Origin of the sequence: Saccharolobus solfataricus (assembly GCF_900079115.1) — an archaeon.
Classification (GTDB): domain Archaea; phylum Thermoproteota; class Thermoprotei_A; order Sulfolobales; family Sulfolobaceae; genus Saccharolobus; species Saccharolobus solfataricus.
In genome coordinates this window covers 2188113-2211838 of sequence record NZ_LT549890.1, presented here as the reverse complement: position 1 = coordinate 2211838, position 23726 = coordinate 2188113, and the positions used below count along the sequence as shown (strand labels likewise).

General features: G+C 33.5%; 24 protein-coding genes, 1 tRNA gene and 4 pseudogenes. 12 read left to right on the top strand and 17 right to left on the bottom strand.

Features of this window, described 5'->3' with window-relative positions:
- Nucleotides 1-15: 15 nt before the first annotated feature.
- Nucleotides 16-801 (bottom strand): hypothetical protein, encoded by a 786-nt coding sequence (locus SSOP1_RS11795; RefSeq protein WP_009989515.1) that lies wholly within the window; start codon nt 799-801, stop codon nt 16-18.
- Complete coding sequence (locus SSOP1_RS11790; RefSeq protein ID WP_009989516.1) at nt 762-1574, bottom strand: S-methyl-5'-thioadenosine phosphorylase; 813 nt, start codon at nt 1572-1574, stop codon at nt 762-764. Before SSOP1_RS11790 ends, SSOP1_RS11795 begins: the two co-directional genes overlap by 40 nt.
- Before the next feature lie 84 nt (nt 1575-1658).
- Between SSOP1_RS11790 and SSOP1_RS11785 the strand changes: the two genes are divergently transcribed.
- Complete coding sequence (locus SSOP1_RS11785; RefSeq protein ID WP_009989517.1) at nt 1659-2291, top strand: phosphoribosyltransferase; 633 nt, start codon at nt 1659-1661, stop codon at nt 2289-2291.
- Here SSOP1_RS11785 and prf1 read toward each other — a convergent pair whose 3' ends face one another.
- Nucleotides 2292-3365 carry a peptide chain release factor aRF-1 gene (prf1, locus tag SSOP1_RS11780; protein ID WP_009989519.1) on the bottom strand — a complete coding sequence of 358 codons (1074 nt, stop codon included), beginning with the start codon at nt 3363-3365 and terminating at the stop codon, nt 2292-2294.
- A 91-nt stretch (nt 3366-3456) separates the two neighbouring features.
- A complete protein-coding gene (locus SSOP1_RS11775) occupies nt 3457-4446 on the bottom strand; it encodes an MFS transporter (RefSeq protein ID WP_010923840.1) in 990 nt (329 codons plus the stop codon).
- A 681-nt stretch (nt 4447-5127) separates the two neighbouring features.
- Here SSOP1_RS11775 and SSOP1_RS11770 point away from each other — a divergent pair.
- Nucleotides 5128-5212 (top strand) — tRNA-Leu (locus tag SSOP1_RS11770).
- Nucleotides 5213-5249: 37 nt separating this feature from the next.
- On the opposite strand, the pseudogene SSOP1_RS11765 reads toward SSOP1_RS11770, so the two are convergent.
- Both SSOP1_RS11765 and SSOP1_RS11760 read right to left on the bottom strand, forming a co-directional pair.
- Nucleotides 5250-5357 (bottom strand): annotated as a pseudogene (locus tag SSOP1_RS11765) (putative integrase); the annotation flags it as partial.
- A 112-nt stretch (nt 5358-5469) separates the two neighbouring features.
- Nucleotides 5470-6090, bottom strand: coding sequence for a ParA family protein (locus tag SSOP1_RS11760; protein WP_009989521.1), 621 nt, complete (start codon nt 6088-6090; stop codon nt 5470-5472).
- An 88-nt stretch (nt 6091-6178) separates the two neighbouring features.
- On the opposite strand from SSOP1_RS11760, the gene SSOP1_RS11755 reads away from it, so the two are divergent.
- Both SSOP1_RS11755 and SSOP1_RS11750 read left to right on the top strand, forming a co-directional pair.
- Nucleotides 6179-6538 (top strand): hypothetical protein, encoded by a 360-nt coding sequence (locus tag SSOP1_RS11755; protein ID WP_009989522.1) that lies wholly within the window; start codon nt 6179-6181, stop codon nt 6536-6538.
- 52 nt (nt 6539-6590) lie between these two features.
- Nucleotides 6591-7586, top strand: a complete 996-nt coding sequence (locus SSOP1_RS11750; protein ID WP_009989523.1) for an alcohol dehydrogenase catalytic domain-containing protein — start codon at nt 6591-6593, stop codon at nt 7584-7586.
- Here the strand turns inward: SSOP1_RS11750 and SSOP1_RS11745 are convergent.
- The 10 genes and pseudogenes from SSOP1_RS11745 to SSOP1_RS11700 form a co-directional block, all read right to left on the bottom strand.
- Entirely contained in the window at nt 7581-8348 is a 768-nt protein-coding gene (locus SSOP1_RS11745; RefSeq protein WP_009989525.1) for a ParA family protein, read from the bottom strand. The two genes, SSOP1_RS11750 and SSOP1_RS11745, sit on opposite strands and share 6 nt — an antisense overlap.
- 419 nt (nt 8349-8767) lie before the next feature.
- Nucleotides 8768-9505: a nucleotide-binding protein gene (locus SSOP1_RS11740; protein ID WP_048054256.1), complete on the bottom strand. Its 738-nt coding sequence runs from the start codon at nt 9503-9505 to the stop codon at nt 8768-8770.
- A gap of 115 nt (nt 9506-9620) precedes the next feature.
- A pseudogene (locus tag SSOP1_RS11735) lies at nt 9621-10524 on the bottom strand (transposase).
- Nucleotides 10525-10709: 185 nt separating this feature from the next.
- Complete coding sequence (locus SSOP1_RS11730; protein WP_009992903.1) at nt 10710-10928, bottom strand: ribbon-helix-helix domain-containing protein; 219 nt, start codon at nt 10926-10928, stop codon at nt 10710-10712.
- Nucleotides 10929-11561: 633 nt separating this feature from the next.
- Nucleotides 11562-11744: a hypothetical protein gene (locus tag SSOP1_RS11725; RefSeq protein WP_009992901.1), complete on the bottom strand. Its 183-nt coding sequence runs from the start codon at nt 11742-11744 to the stop codon at nt 11562-11564.
- Nucleotides 11741-12229 carry a hypothetical protein gene (locus tag SSOP1_RS11720; RefSeq protein WP_009992899.1) on the bottom strand — a complete coding sequence of 163 codons (489 nt, stop codon included), beginning with the start codon at nt 12227-12229 and terminating at the stop codon, nt 11741-11743. Before SSOP1_RS11720 ends, SSOP1_RS11725 begins: the two co-directional genes overlap by 4 nt.
- Nucleotides 12230-12242: 13 nt before the next feature.
- On the bottom strand, nt 12243-13055 hold the full coding sequence (arnR, locus tag SSOP1_RS11715) for an HTH-type transcriptional activator ArnR (protein WP_010923833.1): 813 nt from the start codon (nt 13053-13055) through the stop codon (nt 12243-12245).
- A gap of 82 nt (nt 13056-13137) precedes the next feature.
- The gene (locus SSOP1_RS11710) at nt 13138-13539 is read right to left on the bottom strand and encodes a hypothetical protein (protein ID WP_009992500.1); all 402 of its coding nucleotides are present in this window, start codon (nt 13537-13539) and stop codon (nt 13138-13140) included.
- A 372-nt stretch (nt 13540-13911) separates the two neighbouring features.
- Nucleotides 13912-15381, bottom strand: coding sequence for a hypothetical protein (locus SSOP1_RS11705; protein ID WP_009992499.1), 1470 nt, complete (start codon nt 15379-15381; stop codon nt 13912-13914).
- On the bottom strand, nt 15365-15850 hold the full coding sequence (locus SSOP1_RS11700) for a hypothetical protein (protein ID WP_009992498.1): 486 nt from the start codon (nt 15848-15850) through the stop codon (nt 15365-15367). Before SSOP1_RS11700 ends, SSOP1_RS11705 begins: the two co-directional genes overlap by 17 nt.
- Before the next feature lie 137 nt (nt 15851-15987).
- Between SSOP1_RS11700 and SSOP1_RS11695 the strand changes: the two genes are divergently transcribed.
- The 3 genes and pseudogenes from SSOP1_RS11695 to SSOP1_RS16605 all read left to right on the top strand — a co-directional run.
- The gene (locus SSOP1_RS11695) at nt 15988-16896 is read left to right on the top strand and encodes a flagellin (RefSeq protein WP_272898410.1); all 909 of its coding nucleotides are present in this window, start codon (nt 15988-15990) and stop codon (nt 16894-16896) included.
- Nucleotides 16897-16970: 74 nt separating this feature from the next.
- Nucleotides 16971-17729, top strand: coding sequence for an archaellum flagellar motor scaffold protein FlaX (flaX, locus tag SSOP1_RS11690; protein ID WP_009992495.1), 759 nt, complete (start codon nt 16971-16973; stop codon nt 17727-17729).
- A pseudogene (locus SSOP1_RS16605) lies at nt 17722-18114 on the top strand (flagellar biosynthesis protein FlaG); the annotation flags it as partial. The gene flaX and the pseudogene SSOP1_RS16605, both read left to right, overlap by 8 nt.
- Here SSOP1_RS16605 and SSOP1_RS11685 read toward each other — a convergent pair.
- Nucleotides 18064-19014, bottom strand: coding sequence for an IS1-like element ISC1173a family transposase (locus SSOP1_RS11685; RefSeq protein WP_048054255.1), 951 nt, complete (start codon nt 19012-19014; stop codon nt 18064-18066). The pseudogene SSOP1_RS16605 and the gene SSOP1_RS11685 overlap by 51 nt on opposite strands.
- A gap of 176 nt (nt 19015-19190) precedes the next feature.
- Between SSOP1_RS11685 and SSOP1_RS16600 the strand changes: the two are divergent.
- The 5 genes and pseudogenes from SSOP1_RS16600 to arlJ all read left to right on the top strand — a co-directional run.
- Nucleotides 19191-19367 (top strand): annotated as a pseudogene (locus SSOP1_RS16600) (flagellar biosynthesis protein FlaG); the annotation flags it as partial.
- A 2-nt stretch (nt 19368-19369) separates the two neighbouring features.
- Nucleotides 19370-19858 (top strand): hypothetical protein, encoded by a 489-nt coding sequence (locus tag SSOP1_RS11680; protein WP_009992493.1) that lies wholly within the window; start codon nt 19370-19372, stop codon nt 19856-19858.
- Complete coding sequence (gene flaH, locus SSOP1_RS11675; protein ID WP_009992492.1) at nt 19840-20544, top strand: archaellum flagellar ATP-binding protein FlaH; 705 nt, start codon at nt 19840-19842, stop codon at nt 20542-20544. The genes SSOP1_RS11680 and flaH overlap by 19 nt, the downstream gene beginning before the upstream one ends.
- Nucleotides 20545-20546: 2 nt before the next feature.
- A complete protein-coding gene (gene flaI, locus SSOP1_RS11670; protein WP_010923830.1) occupies nt 20547-22088 on the top strand; it encodes an archaellum flagellar ATPase motor FlaI in 1542 nt (513 codons plus the stop codon).
- The gene (gene arlJ, locus SSOP1_RS11665; protein ID WP_009992490.1) at nt 22072-23493 is read left to right on the top strand and encodes an archaellar assembly protein ArlJ/FlaJ; all 1422 of its coding nucleotides are present in this window, start codon (nt 22072-22074) and stop codon (nt 23491-23493) included. Before flaI ends, arlJ begins: the two co-directional genes overlap by 17 nt.
- Nucleotides 23494-23726 lie beyond the last annotated feature (233 nt).

Genomic DNA, 23726 nt, shown 5'->3' with positions numbered 1-23726 from the left:
TTAGCTGAACCTCCTTTATTTCTTTTTTAAGTAAAACATAATCATACTTAAATATATGGGTGCTAATAGCGGGTCTGCATCTATCAAAATATCAGTAACCTTCTTCCCCTTAGATCTCAAGGAAAAAATCACTCTCTTAATAATATGCATATCGACACCAGTATACACTATCTGCACGCTATCTAATATTTTAGTGTCAAAATAACTTGAAACATTTACTCCGAGACTCTCTAGGAAAGACTTGGCCGGGAGCATGATTGGAGACAAGAGGATAGGCTGATCCAAACTAAAAACATTAGCGTAGTTCTTCACGTAATCATCTAAGTCCGAAATATCATTTAATTGATCCAAAATCATTTTTTCTCGTTTTATATTATCATTACTCAATATCTTCAAGATAGATAATGATAGATTAATCTCGCAGAAACTTTTATCAAAACTCGTAATTGAAACAAAGTTATATCTAGGTTTAATATTTGTTATGCCGCAAAAATAAATACGCCCATTTACCCTTAGACTTTCCAAACCATCCAAAAGATCACGTAGTTCGTTTTCGTCCCCCGTAAATGCCACAACGTTTGAAACCTCAATGTAGGGGTTGCAGATAAAAAGAAAATCGTAAATATTTAATACGTTGATCATCTTATTCTTCAAGGAAGAAAGAGCTCTTCCAAGAGTAAATGCAGGAAGCTCCAAACCACGACCGTATACTATTAAATCCATTTGAGGAAAATTAATGTTAAAAAACCTCACTAATTTCTTTATACTAGTGCTGTCTTCAGACTGTTGCAACAGGAACACGACCCCTCTTCTGGTTTTTCCGGTAGTTTTTGAATTAACGCATATAAAAGTTTCTTAGCTTTTTCCGTATTCTCTGCCATAACTCTAGTAACCTCCTCTGCTGTCACAGGGATCTCAGCGAAAACATCGTAATCAGTTACCATAGCAATAGTGGCATAACACATTTGTGCCTCACACGCAAGATTAACCTCTGGGACTAGCGTCATACCAATTATATCAGCCTTATAAACTTCTCTCCACGTTCTACTCTCAGCCCTTGTAGAAAACCTAGGACCCTCAATACATATATAGGTACCACTTTCATGCGTCTTTATGTTTAATTCTTTTGCGGTCTCTATTGCCAATTTCCTTAAGCTATTACAAAATGGATCAGCCATTGAGACATGAGCTACTACAGGACCATCAAAGAAGCTGTATTCTCTATTCTTAGTCATATCTATAAATTGATCTGGTATAACAAAATCTCCAAGTTTATAATCCATTCTTAAACTACCTACTGCAGAAACTGAAATCACCCACCTAACACCAAGTTCTTTTAATGCCCAAATATTGGCCCTATAGTTTATTTTATGAGGAGGAATTCTATGTCCCCTTCCGTGTCTAGGTAAAAAGGCTACAGATTTATTCCCTATTTTACCTATAGTTATAAAATCACTCGGTTGCCCATAAGGTGTATACACCTTTATCTCCTTACTCTCCGAAAAGATACCCGGATCGTATAGTCCAGATCCGCCAATAATCCCAATCGAGGCTTTTTCATTTTGCTCAATCATAAGATGAAATACACTAACATACCTTATAAAGTATAAACCAAAAAATTGATAAAGTTTTAACAGAGATTTTTTGGGGAGTTAATTTTGCAAAAAATACCAGTGAAAGTGGTAACATGGGATGAAATAGTAAGTCTCTCTACCAAATTGGCTGAGAAAATTAAAGCTGATGAGTATAACGTCAATGTAATAGTTGCAATAGCAAGAGGAGGTTTGGTTCCAGCTAGGTTAGTGGCTGACGTCTTAGGTGTTTTTGATATATTATCAATAAAGATAGAACATTGGATAGAAACAGCATCACACACTCCAGAGGCTAAAGTGAAGTATCCGTTTAAGGTTGATCTATCAGATAAGAACGTACTTATAATAGATGATATAACAGATACCGGAGATAGTATAGAATTAGCCCGGAAATATGTAATGGAAAATTTTAGACCAACAGAAGTAAAAACAGCGACCTTACAATACATAAAGCCTGCTGCAAAAATAATACCAGATTACTATGCTGAAGAAATAGTAAGCTGGGCATGGTTTATGTATCCTTGGAATTATTGGGAGGACGAAATCAACTTAGTGAATAAAATCTTGATAGAAAGGAAAACTAAAGATATCGATATAAATGAACTTAAAAGGAATTTTGTTGAGAGTTATGGCATAGAGAATCCACCCATCTCATTAGATAAAATACTTACAGAAATGAAAAGAAGAAAAATAGTCTGACTAATATAGCCTATACCTTAACTTACCTACTATACCATTAAATGTTTTTTTAACCCATTCAGCCTCTGGCACTTCATCACCAACAACAAAAACTTTAACACCGTAATTTTCTGCATCTTGTGCTAATTTCTCCAATTCTTTATCAGTAGAGTCCTCATGAATTACTATAGCCTCTATAGCCCCTATTTCCATAGCTTTCTTAATCTGTTCCTTCCCGTAAATTATCAATCCATCATCCTTAGCCAAATGATACTTTAATTCCTCTAGTAATTTCTCTACCTCAATGTACTGCTGATTCTTTAACAAATCCTCAGCCTTCATTATCATTTCCCTTAACCCAACCTCACCTTGGTCAGAAACGTCAATTAAAGGTTGTAAAATTAAATTCTTTATTCTATAGTCAACATAGTCTTCTTTATAGAAATCCTCCTTAGCATATCCTGGACCTCCTAATAATACACCTTTCATCTTACCATTCTGAACAAAAGGCATAAAATACGCATTCACTTTCTCACCAACCTCCTTTAAGAAATTATGATACATCTCGTCAATTATTCTATCGATTCTTCTCTGAGACTGCCCTCCCATCATATGTTTACCTGGTACAAAACCTTCAATCTCCTCCAAAATTTCTATCCTAGCCCCCTTAAGCAAACCTATAGTAGCTTCATCCCTCTCCACAATTATAAGGCCATATACTGCAGTATCCTCCACCATATCCTCTAAAAATTCTAGATGAAATTCCTTATCTGTTCTATAAAAGAATAATGGAACTTTATCAGGTGGAGAAAACATAAAACACTTAAAGTCCTCAGTATCAAAATTTTCGCCACAAAACAATACCAAACCATTACCATCTATCTTCGGTATCTTATTAAGCCTGTCTATTGCTGCACCTATTGCGGAAAGTACAGCATCTCTAGTTCTCTTGAGCTTTATGTTCTGAGCTATGGAGTACTCTTGTCTAAGAAGATTAACTACGTCGGGAATAGGCCTACCGGGTGGTATATATAAAGACAGAAGTACAGTGGCTGGCGCTTTCCATTTCTTCAATTCCTTAATTAGTGCCTTCAATTCCTGCTTATTTAAAGCATATTCGTCAAAGACTCATCCCTAATCATTATGTCTTTAAGATCTTGTACCTTAAAAATCTGCCGATCTCGTTTCATATTAATATCATTAAAACCATTAAAATGGATAATAAAAACTCTGATGAAAATGGCATTAGCCCATACACTACTGGTAATATAAGACCCATTACTGAACCAATGTTCAAGGCCAAACCCATCCTCTTTGGATCTTCACCTCTAATTGCAAGATATTTCGGTGTTATCCCTAAAATACCAAGACCGATACTAGTGAAAACAATTACCATCATGGGTAATAGAAGAAAGGTAATAACGCAACTAAGTATTACAATAATGGAACTAATAACCAAAACCTTTCTAATTCCTACCTTTTCGCTAATTATAGGTAAAAGCACATAAGTTGGAATTGATAATAAATAGGATGGAAGGATTAACCAAGTAAGTTTTATCACCTCCAAAAAGCTCGGCATGACTTGCAAAATGAAAGCTGGTGTTAATGCTGATACATAAATCAATATTGAGGTAAGCCTAGGAAAGGATACAGAAATCTTACTTCTCTCTCCAAACTCCTTCCCATTTAATTCAAATAGCGCTAATAACATTATCAAAATTCCACTTATATTAATTACATTCCAATTTTTAAGTAAAACATATGCAACATAACTAATTACCCAACCTATAGGCCAACCTGCGGTGGTAAAACCTACTAACACATTTCTACCACTTTTAACTGCACTCTCAACAGCATAGCTCGTTAACAGACCAAATATTACCCCTACTAGAAATCTCACAAAAATTAAAGCTCCTAAAAAATTTTGAAGAATAACCAAAAAGCCAAGAAATGGAAAGCAGTAAGAAATTACACTATTTTTGAATACTTGGTATATGAAAGAGCCAATTATTCTGCCTAGAAATGGTAAAGCAACTATTGCGAACACCTCCCAATACGCTAAATGCATAGACTCACTGAGCCAGCTTACAAAGAACGATGGATAAACTAACACAAATGTAGGAACAGCATACGAAATAATCGGTAACATAAAGGATTTTACTTTATTGCCTACCAAAGACCTTACACCTTCAACTTACTTTTAAAGAACAACTAAGCGAGAGACCACGCTAAAACTTTTTACATCGTACTCGGATTAATTTTTTCCAATGAGGGAGTTCCCGCATCCTATCAATTGTAAATTTAAGCAGCAGTAGAGAGATAATTAGATACCATAAATTCGAATAATAGAAGTTTCCCTATCAATCTCTACGTCATTGAATCACATACTAATATCATGAGTAATAATAACTATTTGTTTAAACTCTTTATTTATAGAATTTCTCTAATGCTCAAATAGCTATCTTGAACAAATCTTTCTATATCCACCTAGTTATCAAATGAAATGAGATCCATAGAGTATCTCTTCCTATTAACCTAAGTTATTCTCACTTCAAAAGAAGGGTGATTCAAGTCTCTTTGTGAATTATAATTTGCGAATAATGTAGATATAAAAAATGTTAATATTAGTAACTATGTATCTCTGCTATTCAGTCGTTTTAATTTAGTTAAATCCATAGCGTCTTTGAAATAAAGTGAATTATCAACAAATACTTGAATAACCCAAAAAAGAGCTTCTTAACTCCGTTCCTTCCTTGAATTATAGTCTTAAAGTTTGAAACATTCATCTACTTCCTGAAGTCCTTCTGTCTTATTCTATGGTAAAACTTTATACCTAGTTAATATAAAGTATTGATATGCGGGGGTGCCCGAGCTAGGGCAAAGGGGGCGGACTGAGGCTCCGCTGGCGAAGGCCTGCACGGGTTCAAATCCCGTCCCCCGCATATACCCTTTAACGATTTCATCTAAAGGACCTACATAATTATCCCTTCTCTTACCTTCTGAGTCCTTCTCTATTAAGTAAACATAATACTTTCCCTTAACTTCCCTAATTCTGATATCACCAAATGTGAAAACTTTATTACCCATATCCTAATTATCACTGCGTTCTTTTAAAAGCCTTGATAGTTGTCAAAAAATATGTTGAATTGAAAGTAGACGGCAAAGATTCCTTGGTAGTAATACTAAAAAATGGTATTACTTATCCTAAGTTTAGATCAGATTCACTCATTTCACCTAGTACATAACTAGCTAAGAGTTCTATATGATTTAGATCAACTTTATAAGATCCATAATAATTTTCATCAAAGAAAAATAAAAATATCTTATTTATCGCCACATTAATTTTAAGGAGTAAAGAATCGAAAAACCTTCTTAATAAAATATCATTCTCATTATCTTCCCTTATGACCATATTTACAACTAAAAAATTAGTAGTTTTCTTACCATTCCACTCCTTTATATAATTTAAAGTATTATCAATAGAAGAAAAGTCTGAAATAAAAATATTGTAAACATGATCCCCGCTAATAGCTGAAAGCGTTTCACTAGAGATCCCAGAATAAGTATCAATTATCACATATTCATAGCTATTAAACGAAATCTTACTAAAATCATCACATGCAAATACGAAAAAATCTCTTGTATATGTTAGCTCACAATCCTTAACTCCCAATACTCTTGAAATAGTGTGAAGGTTGTCCATATCTAAAAATAATACCTTGTACCCAGAAGCAGAGATAATTCTCGCTAACGCATAAGCTATAGAGCTTTTACCAACACCTCCTTTAATACTCAAAAGTCTGATGATATTCGTTATCAATAATTCTCTCTATGTAATACTCTATATCTCGTTTAATAATTTTTCCGCTTCAAACTTAAAAGTATATAAAACGTATTGTATAACGCTCATGAGTGTGATTGAGAAATTTGTTAAAAACATTGAAAAGTTAAACGACAATGAAGAAGTAATAATGCTAGAGAACCTATGGATAAAAAAGATAACTAATTTTCCAATTAATCTACAGGTTATTGAAGAGGAGGATGGAGAAAAACTCCACCTATTTGTACTTAAAGGAGCTGAAGCCATTTTATTACACAAGCCAACAAATATATTTTTATACATAACTAACTTAACATCTGTAGAATTAGAGACCTTGAGATACATTACAATAAAGAAGAAGTGCGAAGAGGCTGATGAAGATTTCGTAAGCCTAGCGTATGAGTATATTAGCTTTAAGAATAAGGCTAAGATAGGAATAAGAGGATAGTAGTTACCTAAAGTTAAGTAACCGATTTATATTGCAGATAAGACTAACTCTTATGAAAGCCCTAGTTTTCGACAAGAGTGGTTTAGAAAATCTCAAGGTAAAAGAAGTTCAAGAACCACAATTAGGTCCGCATGACGTTTTGATAAGAGTAGTTAAATCTGGTTTAAACCCCATAGATTACTTTGTTATTAACGCAATTCCAGTTACTCCAATGCCCCATATCCCCGGAGCAGAACTAGCTGGAGTAGTTGAAAAAGTGGGGGATCATGTAAAAGGATTAAATAAGGGGGATAAGGTAGTAGTGTACAATAGAGTATTTGATGGTACTTGTGATTTATGCCTATCTGGAAGGGAAATGTTATGTAGAAACGGCGGGATAATGAGTGTCATAACTAACGGCGGATGGTCAGAATACTTTTCGGTTCCAGATAAAAACATTTTCAAAATTCCGGAAAGTATGAGTTGGGATGTCGCCGCTAGCTTACCCGTAGCAGCTCTAACTTCATACCATTCTCTAAAAGAATTAGAAGTAGGCCCTAACGATATTATAGTAATATTTGGTGCGAGTGGCAATACCGGACTTTTCGCAGTACAACTAGCTAAAAAGTTCGGGGCAACAGTTATAGCGGTTTCAAGAAAGAACTGGTTAAAAGAGTTTGGTGCAGATTACATAGTAGGATATGATGATGTAGTGCAAAAGGTTAAAGAAATAACCAATGGGAAAATGGCCGATGTAGTAATAAACTCCTTAGGCTCCTCAATGTGGGAAAATAGCTTACAGGTTCTAGGTTTAGATGGTCAATTGGCGTTCTTTGGAACTTTAACTGGAAGTGAAGTGAAGGTAAATCTAAGCTCCCTATACGGAAGGCATATAAAGGTAGTTGGAACCACGGGGGGATCTAGGAAGGAACTAATGGAATTAATAAATCTGTGTAAGGATTGCAAGGTAAAAGTCCACAAAACTTACAAGTTAGATGAAGGTGTAGAGGCGGTAAAAGAGATTATGAACGAAAATAGAGAAGGGAGAATAATGCTACAAGTATCATAAAATTGAGGTTGGCTCTCTTAAGAAGTCTAATATATATCTTGTAATATCACTTATCTCTTTAGGAGGATCAATATCCTTGAAATGTCTTTGTGTGAGAGAAAGATAATAGGGAATTATGAATCTGGCAGATCTTTGCAGTATCTCATCTCCTCTTATGAACTCCTCCAACTTACTTTCTTGACCTTTAAGAATTTTGTTTATAATCACTGCTACGATTTTTAGAAATTTTACATCAGTTGGTAAAGAAATACCTAAGATTTTCTCAGCATAATTCTTTACAAAATCGTTTAACAGTACGGTATAGTTTAAATATTTTTTTATTGGAATCTCATCTCCACTAAGAACAAGTACTGTATTATATGCGAAGTTTCTAAAATTTTCCATAAATGCCTTCAATTCTATCTCAGTTGCGAAATCATGAGGGATAGATGAATGATCTACAATGACTATATCGCTATCCTTTGTTAATTTGCTATATAAGTATTTGAATGCGTTAAAGTCAATACCATTTAGATCATCCTCATTCAAAAAGGACATATTTATAACTGAAAGGTTATTCTTATTAATATAGAACAACTCGTTCCTTCCTTTCAGAAAGGAAAAGATATTATTGTTTATGTTATATATCCGGCTTATAGTTCCAGAATATGTCTTATCAACAAGTACTACATTATAATACTCACTTAGCTGTCTGGCTAAATGATATGATATAGTAGATTTTCCAGAACCACCTTTAAAACCGACAACATTTATCCTTATCATCTATTTCTATTAACGTAAACAACCTTATAAATCTACTCTAGAAAAATCTCTCTCTTTTTTTTTTTTGTTTATAGTATATTATATATATATTTGGAGACCAAGTTTAATTTTATATAATCGCTAAACGTAATCTAACTCGACATTTAAGTGGGAGAGATTCAATTACCCATTGTATATCCACTTTATTTTAAAGATTGCTACGAATTTAACTGAATGAAGATGACCGAGTAATAGAGGACACATGATTACCAATGTTAACATTTTTACAACCGCATTATTTACAAATTACAATTCGCAAAGGAGAACTGAATCGCCCTTAAGTGGTAAAGAACAAATATTTTTGCATATAATCTTATAAATTCCATTTCTCATAAATAAAATTTTCCTATAGATATTTAACACATATAATTTAGCAATATCTAGTTTATTATAAGAGTATTACATCTATTAACAATACATGATAATATAGTATTGAGTCTCTCATTTTCATATTCATTGCCTAATGGTTTATAGTTATACATTTTCTCGTCAAATGGAACAACTACAACAGTATTGAATAACTTGCTATTATTATCATCATAGACTTTATTTGCAATTTTCATAGCTTCAGATAAGTCCTCTGGTATTGGCGGAACCATATTTATAACTAATATCTTATATTTTATCGCATTTTCCCACAGTTTAGCATATTTTATAGTAGAATTTACAGATAACATATCACTTAAGAATACTCCTTTTTTCTCTACATCTAACTCTTCTAGTAATCCGATCACAATATCATTATCTGGAAGTATACCTACTGAAGAATCTAAAATAACATAATCCAATCCCATCTTAGCAATGCTATTTACAACTTGAGGAATACTGTTGCTTAATAAAGAATAATCCTTGTTAGCATCTAAAGGGTTTGAAAAAAGTTTTAAAATGTAGAGATTATTGATGTTTTTCAAACTTCTTGAAAATATTGGTAAATTATTTTCGATCTCCTCAAGTAGTCCAAGATCATTATGCCCCAATATTAAGGATCCAAAGGAAAAATAATCATGATCGATATACAATACTTTTTTACCCGTTAAAGATAGCTGATTAGCAAAATAAAGAGAGAAGGTTGTTTTACCTATACCGCCTTTCACTCCAAGTACATAAACGACTTCCATATTTACAAACCTCAAAACTCTTCTCCATTGCAAAATAAAAATTTTATGCGTTATTCTACTTTGTTGATTCGTTCAATTTGTCTCATTAAAACGATATTGTATAACACTAATTTTTTCAGTAATTAATATTTATTTCAACGTTCTTCTCAAGCTTACACCCTAATGCTTGAGTCCTACCGACTACAGAATTCGCCAAGTGAACCATCCACGCGTAAGCCCAGAACTTGAGCTTAGCCTCAACTACTTGCCCAGCAAAACTTGCCTAACCGATTCCCCAAAAGTACGCCTCACCGCAGAGAACAAGGACTCGACCCTCCACCTAACGCCATAACCCTTCTCCTCCCTCCAACGATCATAACCCAACTTCCTAAACTCCCGCACAGCCTTACGTCTAGCAAGATGGCGTTTAGTAGAAGCGTTCTTCTTGGGAGGAACTACAACCTCAACTCCGGTCTTGTAAACCTCATTGACGTCATATGTCTTATCTCCATAAAACTTCTTTCCCTTATCTTGAAGATCCTTAACTGTTTTTACACTTTCAACCTCGTTGCTAGTGACCTCAGCGTTTACCACGTTGAATTCGTTATTGTCCATTACTATCTCGATCTTGAGGAATTTTGAATCCCTAGTCTTACCCCACTTGGCAACAATGTATTGTCCTCCCGTGTTTGTGCTAATGCCGGTAGCGTCTGCAATTACTTCAAGTTCATCACTTGTCTCGGGGAAGGTTATGTTCATGTTCCTCACTCTCTCCCATATTGTTCGAGGCTTGTGGGGATGATCTTCAATTGTTCTAAGGCTCTTAATACTCCTTCTATTGCAAGGTAGGAAGATGTGTAAGAATGCTAGGAATTCGTTGAACTCCTTTAGGCTTTATACTTTGTCCTAGCGTTCCTGTTCTCCTCTGCTAATAAGTCCCACCAATGTTCGAATACGTAGAAGGGGAACATCAACTTATATCTAGTTATGACGTTCTCGTCGTACTTGCTCCAGTCCCTCTTGTACTTACTCTTTCCCATAGGTAATACTTAACGAATAATCTATAAACTTTTTGTACAATTCTGAAGCAATCCACAAAGCAGCGCCATTCTTATATTTTCAGAATCATACCTTAGCTATGTGGAGCTTTTTAATTTCCCTTGTCTATGTTTCTTTAATATATACCTCATTAAACTAAATTATATTAATTTAACTTAATTATTCATTAATAATCCTTTTTACTGTTATTACTGCTTGACTTAAGATAGCTTATATATTTCTCTATGGCATCTCTAATGAAATCGCTCCTATGCTCATAACCTAATTTCTTCACAATTTCATCGACAGTACTCAAATTATTTTCTTCTAGTTTGAATGTTATAACAACCGATCGTTCATTTTCTAGTATATAAGTGGTATCATTAACTTTCACTATCTTTTCCACAAATTATCCCCTATAGATATTACTAGTTATAGGTTATAAGTCTTCATTATTACTTATAAAACGCTATCTCAAGAATATATTAAATAATAATTAAATATAGCTAATCTACAACTAGAAACATATATTAATATCATCAATTATACCCGTAATTTTAACAGATCTACGATAAAAGAGAGAGTGGGCAATAATTTTGTTAATTTAGTATAATTCCTTATAAAGTATTAGTTTATTTTCAATTTAACATAGGATTTGAATGCTGAAAAAGAGAAGATGTAACAATTTTTAAGGATGATTCAGTTCTCCTTTGCGAATTGTAATTTGTAAATAATGCGGTTGTAAAGATGTTAACATTAGTAGTCATGCATCTCTGCTAGTTAATCGTCTTCATTTAGTTAATTTCGTAGTAATCTTTAAAATAAAGTGAATTCCCAATGGATCTCTGAATCTCCCATTTTTAACTTTTTCAAAAAGTTTTGTTACGCAATTAAAGCATTTGAGGAAAAGTGATATTAGGGGAACTTAAACTAAGTCTCAAATGAATGAAATTTGTGCTCACACTCATAAAAGATTACGACAAACTCCCAAAACATGTAGAAGATTGGAGAATAAAATAGTTTCCATAATTCAAAAACATTAATTCTTAGTTATAGCTCCATATACGGCTATAACTATAACACCGATAAGTAGACAAAAATACGAATAATCCCCCAATAATACTGATAAAATAACTTTCTTATCAGAATAAAAAAGAGAAGCCAATATTAACTCTATTATACCAGTCAAAACTAAAGCTCTTCCGAGATTATATATTTTCATTTTTTATTCATCCTCTCGAATATAACGTAGAACGAAACTACTAGCACAATTGTAAGAAGAAATATCTCGTATTCTTCTACGGTACTACCAGTTCTTTGGTGACCTAATATATAGGAAGGGATTGGTTTGTAGACTCCTGGCCCTAGGGGAATTGTAGCTCCAATTAGAGTTACATTAATTCCGTTTCCTATGTAATGGACAACTATGCTATTGTATACATCAACATAAATCGTAAAGTTAAGTATGTTAACAATGGTAGTGCTGATTCCCTCGAACTGAGTGACTATACTTTGTTGCGTTACGTTTGGTATGTAAAGAAGGAAAATTGGATAGGCTACCACATATGATAATGTAATGTTATGACTTATCTCAGTCATGTTTATAATTGCAAAATTTTTGCTTACATTAAGTATAGTAATCAACATAAGATAATGAGTATAATTTCCCGTTACCAAATATAGAAGACTGACATTAATTAACTCCATATGTGACCATCACCTATCTCATTGTTAAATAGGCGAATATACTCAATAGTGAGGTGAAGACCAGCATATATAACCATACAATGCCAAGTATACGAACGGGTGGATCGCCATCATAATATATTATTATGGGTGAAGATAATGCGAAGAAAACCATAAGCTTCATCAAAGCTGATTCATAACTTATACTAAAAGTTATTTTTAATAGTAGTCTTAGAAATAAGTTATTCCTTATTTTAATTAGACTAGGTACCTTGTAAGCTATTTTTCTACCCTCACTAGTAAGTACAACAGTTTGAACACTCTTCCCTAACAAGCTCTTCTTGTTTACCTTCTTAAAAATCTTCTTCCTCATGAATAATTCTAGATAGTACTTGACTGTCTGTTTAGATATCCCCAATTCTCTACTCACTTTGTCAATAGGTAAGGTACCGTTATTAAGCAAAGACATCTTTATTAGTTCTAACAAATAGTAATTCTGTGAAGGGTTATCTGCATTATTTGATAATACATTATTATCGCCATCAACACTTTTTTGGGTAGATACTGTATGAGATGTAAAGTAATTGAGTTTATTTAATACTTGCTTTCCCTTCTCGGATAAATCATAGACGTCATACTTAACCTTAATAATCAGTTCCTTTTCTACTAGTTTCCTTATAGCATCTATTACCGCTTTTTTGCTGTTATTGGTACCTTCAGCTATTTCTGAAATGGATGAAGGCCCCCTAGAATTTATGAAAAATAAAATATCCCACTGTAATTTAGCTCTAGCAAAATCTACAATGGAATCTAGCTCCCTTAATACATCGAACACATTATAAGACATTCTATTAATTATTTACGATATGATCTATTTAAATATTGATTATAATTAGCCAAACTATATTATCTATATAAAGAATACATCCTTAGCTCGCAACATTCCCTTTAATTATATCTACTAGGTAATCAACACCCTCATATTTACTCAATACAAATACTCTGGAATTTATCTTCAAGATTAGATGAGTATTGGCTATAACTACGGTATTATCTTCGATTGACGATGGGAAATAAGCTAACGTTAAATCACCTTGAATAATGTTATATCTCTTCTTAATTATGGCTGCAAAATCTCTTCCATAAACTTTTTCCACGTATTTATGAAATGATTTTAAATCTTTTATTTCTGGTATTCTAGACTCATTAATTAAGTATATCGAAAACAACACAATAGGAACGAGAACAATGTAAAGCCTAGATATTACAGTTACAATTATTAAGAAGGAGATAACACCGACTAATAGTAACTTGTATATCTCTCTTATCATTAATTAATCTCTTCTTAAGGAAAAATAAAAATCTTACTATTATAGTTTATGGGATGTAATCAACAATTTTATTTACGTAGTCGTAATAAGTTATACAAGTTAGGAGGTTTATCTTAGCTATATCCTCACAAAAATTTCGTAATCCTCAAACATAAACCATATTTCAAGAAATGCCTTGCAAGTTCTAATTCCACGGCTACCCATAGATCAAAATGACTAATTATGAGCACCTCCAATCTGAATATAAATTTACTATCATTTATCTAATTAAGATGACTGCATGAGAACACTCCCTGAGAACACTCTTGACAAGCTAACAAAGCATCGTCTTACAAAATTTTTATGTAAGCAACGAGATAATGTTAAGCATAGTTATAGCATAGGAACGCTGTTAATGCTCATATAGATACCCCACAATATTAAACTTAAGACCAATAGTATAGAAGTACTTCGCCTATTAACGTTTCTTATGGTATATGCAGCTGGAATGAAAAGAGGTAAGTCGATAATTAAATTGGTTGCTGATGATACAAAGATAATACCAAATACCGAAATTGAATAAACGAAATTTAGAACTCCTTCCTTAACATACCTATTTCCAAAAGACGATAACAAAAAGTAAAGCAAGGCGTTGTTGGATCCCCAACTCACTACCGCTATCTGGTATATAAGTTGAGTATAATTTAATAATTCCATAGGTAGAGGAAAAACGCCACTTAATATAAGAAAGAGTCCAATTGCTATAAAAGGAATTGAGAAGGACAAATACGTTAATGTATAGTTGTCTGGTCTGGATCTATGTATAATTGATTTAAGAAGATAATATAGAGTTATTCCAGTTGATAATTGAGCCCAAGCGTATATGTGAGAGAACATTGATAATAAAGAAAATAGTATCGCTAAACTTAATTTCTCTTTTTTGAAAAGATACGACATTGAGATAAACATCAATGATATTGAAAATAAATTGGCTTCCAAACCAGAATAGAGGAAGGTCATTAGCATAGGAGATACCGAAGCTAATAAGGCAGATAAGGAAGCTATAGATTTATCTATTGCTGAGGCTAGTTTATATGCAGAATATGTATAAAGAAGTGAGAGAAATATAAATTCATAGTACGCTACTGTATACGGTTTAAAAATGAGTGACAACGCATATAAAAGCATCAAATACACAGGCCTGGAGTCGAAGAACCATCCACTGAAAGTGGGTGCCAAAAGCCATGAATAGTAATATTTGAAATCAACAGTTTCTGGAAACTTGTAAGGATTTATAAAAGGAAGGTAAGGGATTAGAGAAATAAGTAGTACCACAATGAATGGAATTAAGGGATTGATAAATAGTTGGCTTTTACTACTTAAATTTCTTTTATAAGCAGATAATATTATTCCAACAAACCATATAAATGGAATTACCGTAGGTGCTCCCGCTTCTAAAATCATTAGAGGAATAGAAAAGTAAGTATTAATGCCTAATAGTAAACGTAGAATAAGCCATGATATCATGGAAGCATTTATTATTAGCAATATAATACTAACTGTTCGGTCAACTTTCTTTAACTCATATAAAATAAATATAGATATTATAAGGGGAGTTAACGACACAGAGAAGAAAGACAATAGAGATAACGGAAGTAGAAAGACATATTTCTTATAATTGTAAAAAGTAATCAAGGATGATGAGAATATTGTAAGAAATACTGAAACAATTTTAGATTCAAATATAGGATAATACGTAACACGCTGTATAGTTATATACAGGCCAGTCCCTATGGAGTAGGCACATAATAAAAGAACTATAGAAATCCAAGGAATGAAGTTACGTTTATCTAACCTTATCATATCGTCCCACCATAACCTTTAGGATGAAGGATGACAAAATAGTTAGTAAAACCCCTAAAACTAGGACCCTTATATTAGAATCAAAAATGGAGATTTCAGCTAGCTTATAAAGACTAGGAAATTTACTGTTATCAATTCCAGGATAGTTAGCAGCTATGAGATAACGAACAGAGTTATTGCTAGCCTTTTTCAGAATTAACCCGTTATATGCTACGATTATACTACCGTTGTTGTCTTCGTAAGCAAGAATCTTTTTTCCATCTAAGCTATAATATGTAGATACTCCAGTGATATTTGAAAAAATTTGTTCGGGCTCTAAAGATACATTATAGTTAAGAATTGTATGAGAACTTGGATTTATTGTATACATTGTTACTAACTTTAATGATAAATTATATATAAAAACATAAATAATATAATATGTAATATTATCATGTACAACCTTGTATTCTAGAAAGATAGGAGCCATTAAATATTACTTGCTAACAGTTACTTAAAAAATAGCCTAAAGTTATGTCGACCTGTAGTCGAAAATCAGAGAGAGATTTTTAAAAGTGTTCTGAGAAACGGATTTCAGCAAGTGACCAAAAAATGAACTCCAAAAAGATGTTAAAGGAATACAACAAAAAAGTGAAAAGGAAAGGATTAGCGGGATTAGACACTGCAATAATATTAATAGCATTTATAATAACTGCATCAGTATTAGCTTACGTGGCTATAAATATGGGATTATTTGTGACACAGAAAGCCAAATCCACTATAAATAAAGGAGAGGAGACAGCGTCAACAGCACTAACACTATCCGGCTCTGTCCTATATGCTGTTAACTATCCATTAAATACTAGAAGCTACTGGATATACTTTACAGTATCTCCAAGTTCTGGAGTTTCTAGCGTGGAATTGTCGCCCACTACTACAGCCATCTCGTTTACTGCATCTGCAGAAGGAGTGACGTACTCAAATATATATAAATACACCTTATTAACAGTATCCCCATCTGAACTAGCGAATGTCGTATACGCGAATGGACAGTACTTAGATCTCGTAAATCAGCAGACAAGTGCAGGTCAAACATATGTATATTATCCTAATCCTTACTATGCGTTACTAGCACTTAATTACACACTATATAATTATTATCTTAGTACAAAAACACCATCACCAATATTTATTAATAGTAGCATTCTATCTCTATCTAGCCTTCCATCATGGTTGAAGAATGACAATAGTTTTACTTTCACTCTCAATATAAGCGGCAAACTAGTTACTTACTATGTGTTTGTTAATCAGACATTTGCATTTACATATCCAGTGGCAGGAGATCCGTTAATAGGGAGTGCTATCGCCCCCGCCGGATCAGTAATAGGAGTAATACTTTTGTTTGGACCAGATCTAGGAAGTCATGTATTTCAATATCAGACAATAACAATACAAATTACACCAAATATAGGATCTCCTCTCACAATATCTGAATATATATACCAGCCAGAGGGTAGCGTATCAGTAATAGGGTGAGATTAAAGTGCTAAAAAAGGTAAGAAAAAGGTATTTCATCTTTTTTTCCATTTATAGCATTCGTGAGGTGAGGGATGATAAACATAAACTTACCTGAATTGCAACAACTAGTGGAGTCTCCACTATTTATTTTACTGATTAGCATAAGCATACCCTTGGCAGCATTCTTTATATCCTTTTTTAAGATAGTATTGCCAAGAATAACTAGGCCTAAAAATATACAAACAACTCAAACTGCTTCTACTACACAAAATCAGCAACAACAAGGAGTTACGAGTAATTCTACCAAGGAGATTGAAGAACTTCTTAAGAACCTAATAGGTAGAATGGATAAATATCAAAATGATCTAGTAAATGTTCTAAATACATCTATAGAAGATTTAAAGCAGACTTTACAGAAATTAAATTCTTCTATTGAAGATGCCGTTTTATCTCTAAAATCTGCTCAAGCTGATTCATCATCACCTTTCAATATCATATCAGAGCAGTCTAAAGGCGAACAGAGGCCAGAAGGTAGTAAAGAATTAAAGGCTGTAGCGGAAATTGTTGGAACATCGAATATAGATTTGAGCGTTTTCATTAGAAATTGTGTATTGCTAGAAATCTTAGACTATGAGGATTCTAAGTTGACAGCTTTATATGAACTAGGTTATATCTCTGCAGATGATATGTTCATTGTTAACAAGATACAATCTTATATTAGGACTAATAATGGAAAGATAAGAGCAAAAGATTTAGCAAATATTGCAATGAGTGTTGCCGAAAGTTACTCCTCCGTGACTGCAGAAATGAAAAAGTATCTATTGGTATTGGAGGTTGGGAAGAATGGCTAGTGAAGTGATTAGCGAGACAATAATGCTAATCGTAGCAGTTACATTGGTAGGAGTGCTTGCAGGTTCGGTTTTTTCCGTAGTATCGTCAATTTCTACTAATATGGTATCATATAGTATGTTACAATCCCAAAGATTGGTTACTGATCTTCAAATAGATTATGTTACGAATTCCAGTTCTACAACTGTAATAGTATACCTACATAATATAGGAGAATCGATAATTTTTAACTTAAAAAATAGTGTATTATACTTTGGCCCGCAAGGAAATCTACAGCAGATAGGATATAAGGGAGTGTTCTCATGCAGTCATCTTATTCGATATCATATAGTAAAATTATATCAAGTTTTCTCTAATATACTGTACTCCCTTCAAGTATGCCTCATTTAAGGGAGTTCTCTCCCTTGAGAATACGTGAGGGTACATTACATTCAACAAGGCCAAACTGTACTCCGTCATCCTCCCACTCCTAGTAACAGCTTTAGTATCCCTAGCCAGCCTCGCCAAATGAGACCTACACCAAGAATTATGGCTCTCCACAAGATAAGTATACTTCTTACCCGCTACACGATTATCGAGAACTTGATAAACACAATAGTAGTCAGTATAGTTTACCTCACTCCTAGGTAACCAACCCAAGAGATAACGAAAAGTCCCATAACTCCTATCCCCAAACTCATAGAAAGGCACACCATCAGCAAGAGCAGTCCAAATCCACAAATCCTCCCTCATCACCCCATGCCTAACACGGAAATAAGTCCAGAACTCGTCAAACACCGTAGACTTAGCTGTGAAATTCTTGAGCTCACCCTTCAAGATCGTTAGATTCGTAAAGGCCCTTATCCCAATCCTCCTCACTAGGCTGTAAACAGTAGTCAATGGTTTACCTTCAACTCTTGATATTGCCCTCATGCTCATCCTGTTCAAGTACTCCTTTAAGATTCTCTCCCTCTGTTCCCTATCCATTCTATGACTTGTGACGTCGTAAAACGTCTTTCCACATGCTTTACACTTGTATTTTGCTTTCCCTCTAGATGAGCCGTTCTTCACTACTCTGTTAGAGTTACATGATGGGCATGTTGGTCTGCTTTCTCTTCTCCTCCTTATCCCTACTTTCCTCAAATAGTAGTATAGGGTTGATGGTGGGATTCCCGTTTTCGTGATTTGAACTCCCAAGGAGTAGGCTGCTAATGCTAATGCAATATCCTTTAGCTCGTACTTTCTCGGCTTAAGATTTAAATTTCTTAGAATCATAAGTATTAATTGTGCGAGGGTTACGAGGTTCATCCTGGTAACCCTCACAAAAAATCTCGCAACCCTCGCACATAAGCTTTTTCAGAGGCTGTTTTCATGTTCTAATTCATTGGCTGCATCTCGATCGAAACGACTAATTGTGAAAATTTCTAGCCTGATTTAATTTTACTATATGATATCGAATAAGATGACTGCATGAGAACACTCCCGGATATAACTCTAGTACATTACCCTATTGGGTTGTTAATACTAATACATTATATCCTGGATCTGTAGCTAAAATTATCATATATTTATCCTCACCATTATCCACTACGCAATATTATACAGTTCAGTTGGTTACCCCTAATGGATACTCAGTCAGCTATACATTTGAGGCGAGTTAGATATGGGAGTCTCGCAAGTAGTAGCATATGTGCTAATATTTTTCATTACAATTTCGCTGGGATTAATTGCTTTAGAAGCGTATATCAAAAGTCAGCAACTCTTATTGCATGCAGAGAATTTAAGGCAAAACATGGAACTAAATCAACTTAACACTAGAATATTCATAAAGAGTATAGCGATAAATGGTAACTTATTATATATAACAATAACCAATAATGGATCTACTGCATTATTTGATTTTAGGGATTTCGCAATAATTATTAAATATTATGCAAATATAAGTAACATATCTACTCTTATAATTTCTAACTATAATTACTCCACAAACTTAGGCCCATATAAATGGGTCTCAAATACCGTTTTAATTAATCCAAACATGGTAGGTACATTTATAGCTGATTTACCATATCCTCCATACCCTAATACTATGGCTACTGTAGTAGTTGCCTCTAATTATGGACCAGAAGCAATATGGAGGGGTATACTGTGATAATAAAAACCGGAAATGAGGATTTAGATAGAAGATTATCTGGATTGCCGTTTCCCGCACTAATCATGATTGAGGGAGATCATGGAACTGGTAAAAGTGTTTTATCTGCACAATTTTGTTATGGACTACTAATAGGTGGGAAAAAGGGTTATATAATAACGACAGAACAAACTAGTAAAGACTATTTGAAAAAGATGAAAGATGTAAAAATTGATCTAATACCGTTTTTCTTAAAAGGCGTCTTAGGAATTGCTCCGTTAAACACGAATAAATTTAATTGGAATTCAAGATTAGCAAATAAAATACTTGAGATAATCATAGACTTCATAAAAAGGAGGAAGAATATGGACTTCATCATTATCGATAGTTTGTCAATAGTTGCCACGTTCGCAGAAATAAAGCAAATTTTGCAATTCATGAAAGATGCTAGAGTGTTAGTTGATCTAGGAAAGCTTATATTATTTACCGTCCACCCAGATGTGTTTAATGAGGAACTAAAGAGTAGAATCACAAGCATAGTCGACGTTTATTTTAAACTTTCTGCAACAAGCATAGGAGGAAGAAGAATAAAGGTCCTAGAGAGAATTAAAACAATAGGTGGTATACAAGGAGCTGATGCTATTTCATTCGATATAGACCCAGCTTTAGGAATAAAGGTCGTACCACTATCCCTATCGAGGGCTTAACCATGAGCTTTATTGAAGATTACTTATCTAGATTTCCGGAAAAACCAGTAATGATTGATGACCCGAATAAACTGAAAGGTAGTAAGAATTATAATGCAATTTATAAAGTAGATAAATACATTTACATTCATGTTCAGAGTACAAAGGCAGAGGATGGTTATAACCAATATACGGTGATAGAACCTCCGAGACCGAAACCTAAAGAAATAGAAGAAATAGAGGAGAAATTCGCAAAAACCATTGGTAATACAGAGCCACCACCTACTGTCGAAGAAAAGGAGATACTTATGAGGAGAGTTTTAGATAAAATACTAACTAAGATAAGAATATCTGTACCAAAGGAATACGCAATTTATCATTTCGTAAGAGATAAATTATATTCAGGCATATTAGAGCCATTAATTAGGGATCCATTTATCGAGGATATATCGATTCCAGGCTTAGGTCACATTTACATTGTGCACAAGGTATTCGGCCCTATGAGGACATCATTATTAATTGAGAATGAAGAGGAGCTAGACAATCTAATAATTTCTTTAAGCGAGAAAACATATAGACCAGTATCTCATAACAGGCCAATAATTGATGCAAGCTTGCCAGATGGATCAAGAGTTAACTTCGTTTATGGAATTGATATAAGTAGAAGAGGTTCTAATTTAACTGTAAGAAAATTCAGTAAAATACCAATCAGTGTAACTCAGTTAATCTCCTTCGGTACATTGTCTCCACTTCTTGCAGCATATATATGGATGATGTTAGACGAGGGAATGAACTTGTTCGTATGCGGAGAAACTGCCTCCGGAAAGACAACTACCCTCAACGCAATTACTGCTTTCATCCCTCCAAATTTAAAAATAGTAACAATAGAAGATACTCCAGAACTTACAGTACCGCACTCTAATTGGGTAGCAGAAGTTACTAGAGAAACAGGTGGTGAGGGAAGTGTAAAATTATTCGACTTACTTAAAGCTGCTTTAAGGCAAAGACCTAATTATATTTTAGTAGGCGAGATAAGAGATAAGGAAGGGAACGTAGCATTCCAAGCAATGCAGACTGGTCATTCAGTTATGGCAACCTTTCATGCAGCAAATATAAGAACGCTTGTACAAAGGCTTACTGGTTATCCTATAGAGGTGCCTAAAAGTTATATTAATAACCTTAATATAGCACTATTTCAGACCGCACTATACGATAAAAAAGGCAATTTAATAAGAAGAGTGGTTGAAGTTGACGAAATAATTGATATAGATCCTGTTACTAATGACGTAGTTTATATACCAGCATTCACATATGATCCTACAGAAGATAAGATAATCTTTGCCGGAAGAGGATCTTCTTACCTTATAGAAAATAAGGTCGCAATCAGGAGAGGAATCGAACGTAGAAATATAGGGATTCTTTACGACGAATTAAACTTAAGAGCTGAATTTCTAAAAATACTCCTAAGTAAAAAAATTTTTAATTATTTTGAAGTATGGAATCAAATATTAAGGGCGAGACAATTTGGTATAGAGGAGGAGATAAGATATGCTAAGAATATTTAGTGCAAAAAATGAAGTAGACTCCAAATATATTTTCATGCTAGCTTTTATGCTTGCGTTATTTTCCTCTGGAGTTCCACCGGAAATCGTTATATTACATTTAAGTAGGGAAGACTCGTTTGAACCGTATACCAAAGTTTTCAAAAAAATAAGAAATTTAGTTTCTGGGTATAGATATAAATTCTCATCTGCAATAACCTATAGTATAAAGAACCTCAACATTAGATTCTTGAAAGAATTCTTAATAAGATTATCACAAGCAGTAACTTTTGGTGATGATATGATAGAGTTCTTGTCAAGAGAAATCGATTTTACATTATCTGAATATAATGCTTATTCTGCTAGGTTAATAGAATCAATGAATAATTTCCTTACAATCTATGCTACATTAAATAGCTCCCTTACCTTTCTAGTAGCTGACATTACGATTTTATCCTTAATTTATAGTGGGGGAACTACTCTAATAATACAGCTTACTATCTTATCCTTAGCACTTCTAGGAAATTTAACATTAGTAATGTATCTCTTATATAGACCAGAAAATTACATTAGGTACAACGTTATAGATAAATTTGTTTTGACATTCACAATATCTCTTTCAATAATATTTTCAGTAATATACACTTCATATATAGTTTTAATGGGAACTGGTATAGTTCTATTAGGAATCGGTCTTAGGTATAGATTGTATGAAAATAAAATTAATAGAATAGAGAGACATTTCTTACTTTTTATTAGGTACTTTTCGAGAAATTATGCAATAGTAAGCAACTTAAAAGAATCTTTGATGGCAGTATTAAGAGGGGATCTAGGAGACGTAAGGCCTTTAATCAGAAGATCGCTAAATAGATTAAACTTCGGCATTGATAAGGAAAAGATATTTAGATTGATTGGAGATGAAAGCGGAAGTATACTGGTAAGTATGTTAAGCAAAGTATTATATGAAACGATAAGTATGGGAGGAAATGCCATGATAATTGGAGAGATTCTAAGTAAGATAGGTGATTCAGTTTTGAACATAAGGTCTAGAAAAGAGCAAAATGGAAGAGCTTTTGAAACGTCAATATATGCACTGCAAACAGCCTCGGCGGGGGTATCTGCTGCACTAATATCGATAGTAGGTATGCTAAATAATATATTTTCAACTCAGAACGTATCTACAGTATTTAGTTTCTCCGAAGTTAATATAGACATAATATCACGAATATTCCTAATTATACTATTAATATTAAGCTTCGCTAATGGAATAGCGATAACATTAGCATATGGTAAATCTCTATATGTTAGTCTATATTTTATAGGAATACTGATAATATTAAGCTCAATAAGCTATCATATAGTTCTCATACTAACTGGAAACATATTTAAGGAGTTGGCATCACCATCGGGTTTATTACAAACAACTTGACGGATCGGTATTAACCATATCATATATTTACGTAAAATTACTTTAATGATACCGAATATTACGCCAGTTATACTTTATAATAAGTGCCAAGTATAATAGCTACATTACATTCAGAGAGTTATATATTTGATAAGGAAAGTTAGCTTATTTCAGGTAAATACCTGATGAAGAAACATCCTAAGACTAAGAAATTTAAATCTTAAGCCGAGAAAGTACGAGCTAAAGGATATTGC

Coding starts and splice junctions, on each gene's coding strand:
- SSOP1_RS11790 (WP_009989516.1), bottom strand. CDS start 1,574: ATGATTGAGCAAAATGAAAAAGCCTCGATTGGGATTATTGGCGGATCT.
- SSOP1_RS11755 (WP_009989522.1), top strand. CDS start 6,179: ATGAGTGTGATTGAGAAATTTGTTAAAAACATTGAAAAGTTAAACGAC.
- SSOP1_RS11750 (WP_009989523.1), top strand. CDS start 6,591: ATGAAAGCCCTAGTTTTCGACAAGAGTGGTTTAGAAAATCTCAAGGTA.
- SSOP1_RS11745 (WP_009989525.1), bottom strand. CDS start 8,348: ATGATAAGGATAAATGTTGTCGGTTTTAAAGGTGGTTCTGGAAAATCT.
- SSOP1_RS11740 (WP_048054256.1), bottom strand. CDS start 9,505: ATGGAAGTCGTTTATGTACTTGGAGTGAAAGGCGGTATAGGTAAAACA.
- SSOP1_RS11725 (WP_009992901.1), bottom strand. CDS start 11,744: ATGAAAATATATAATCTCGGAAGAGCTTTAGTTTTGACTGGTATAATA.
- SSOP1_RS11720 (WP_009992899.1), bottom strand. CDS start 12,229: ATGGAGTTAATTAATGTCAGTCTTCTATATTTGGTAACGGGAAATTAT.
- arnR (WP_010923833.1), bottom strand. CDS start 13,055: ATGTCTTATAATGTGTTCGATGTATTAAGGGAGCTAGATTCCATTGTA.
- SSOP1_RS11710 (WP_009992500.1), bottom strand. CDS start 13,539: ATGATAAGAGAGATATACAAGTTACTATTAGTCGGTGTTATCTCCTTC.
- SSOP1_RS11705 (WP_009992499.1), bottom strand. CDS start 15,381: ATGATAAGGTTAGATAAACGTAACTTCATTCCTTGGATTTCTATAGTT.
- SSOP1_RS11700 (WP_009992498.1), bottom strand. CDS start 15,850: ATGGCTCCTATCTTTCTAGAATACAAGGTTGTACATGATAATATTACA.
- SSOP1_RS11695 (WP_272898410.1), top strand. CDS start 15,988: ATGTTAAAGGAATACAACAAAAAAGTGAAAAGGAAAGGATTAGCGGGA.
- flaX (WP_009992495.1), top strand. CDS start 16,971: ATGATAAACATAAACTTACCTGAATTGCAACAACTAGTGGAGTCTCCA.
- SSOP1_RS11685 (WP_048054255.1), bottom strand. CDS start 19,014: ATGAACCTCGTAACCCTCGCACAATTAATACTTATGATTCTAAGAAAT.
- SSOP1_RS11680 (WP_009992493.1), top strand. CDS start 19,370: ATGGGAGTCTCGCAAGTAGTAGCATATGTGCTAATATTTTTCATTACA.
- flaH (WP_009992492.1), top strand. CDS start 19,840: ATGGAGGGGTATACTGTGATAATAAAAACCGGAAATGAGGATTTAGAT.
- flaI (WP_010923830.1), top strand. CDS start 20,547: ATGAGCTTTATTGAAGATTACTTATCTAGATTTCCGGAAAAACCAGTA.
- arlJ (WP_009992490.1), top strand. CDS start 22,072: ATGCTAAGAATATTTAGTGCAAAAAATGAAGTAGACTCCAAATATATT.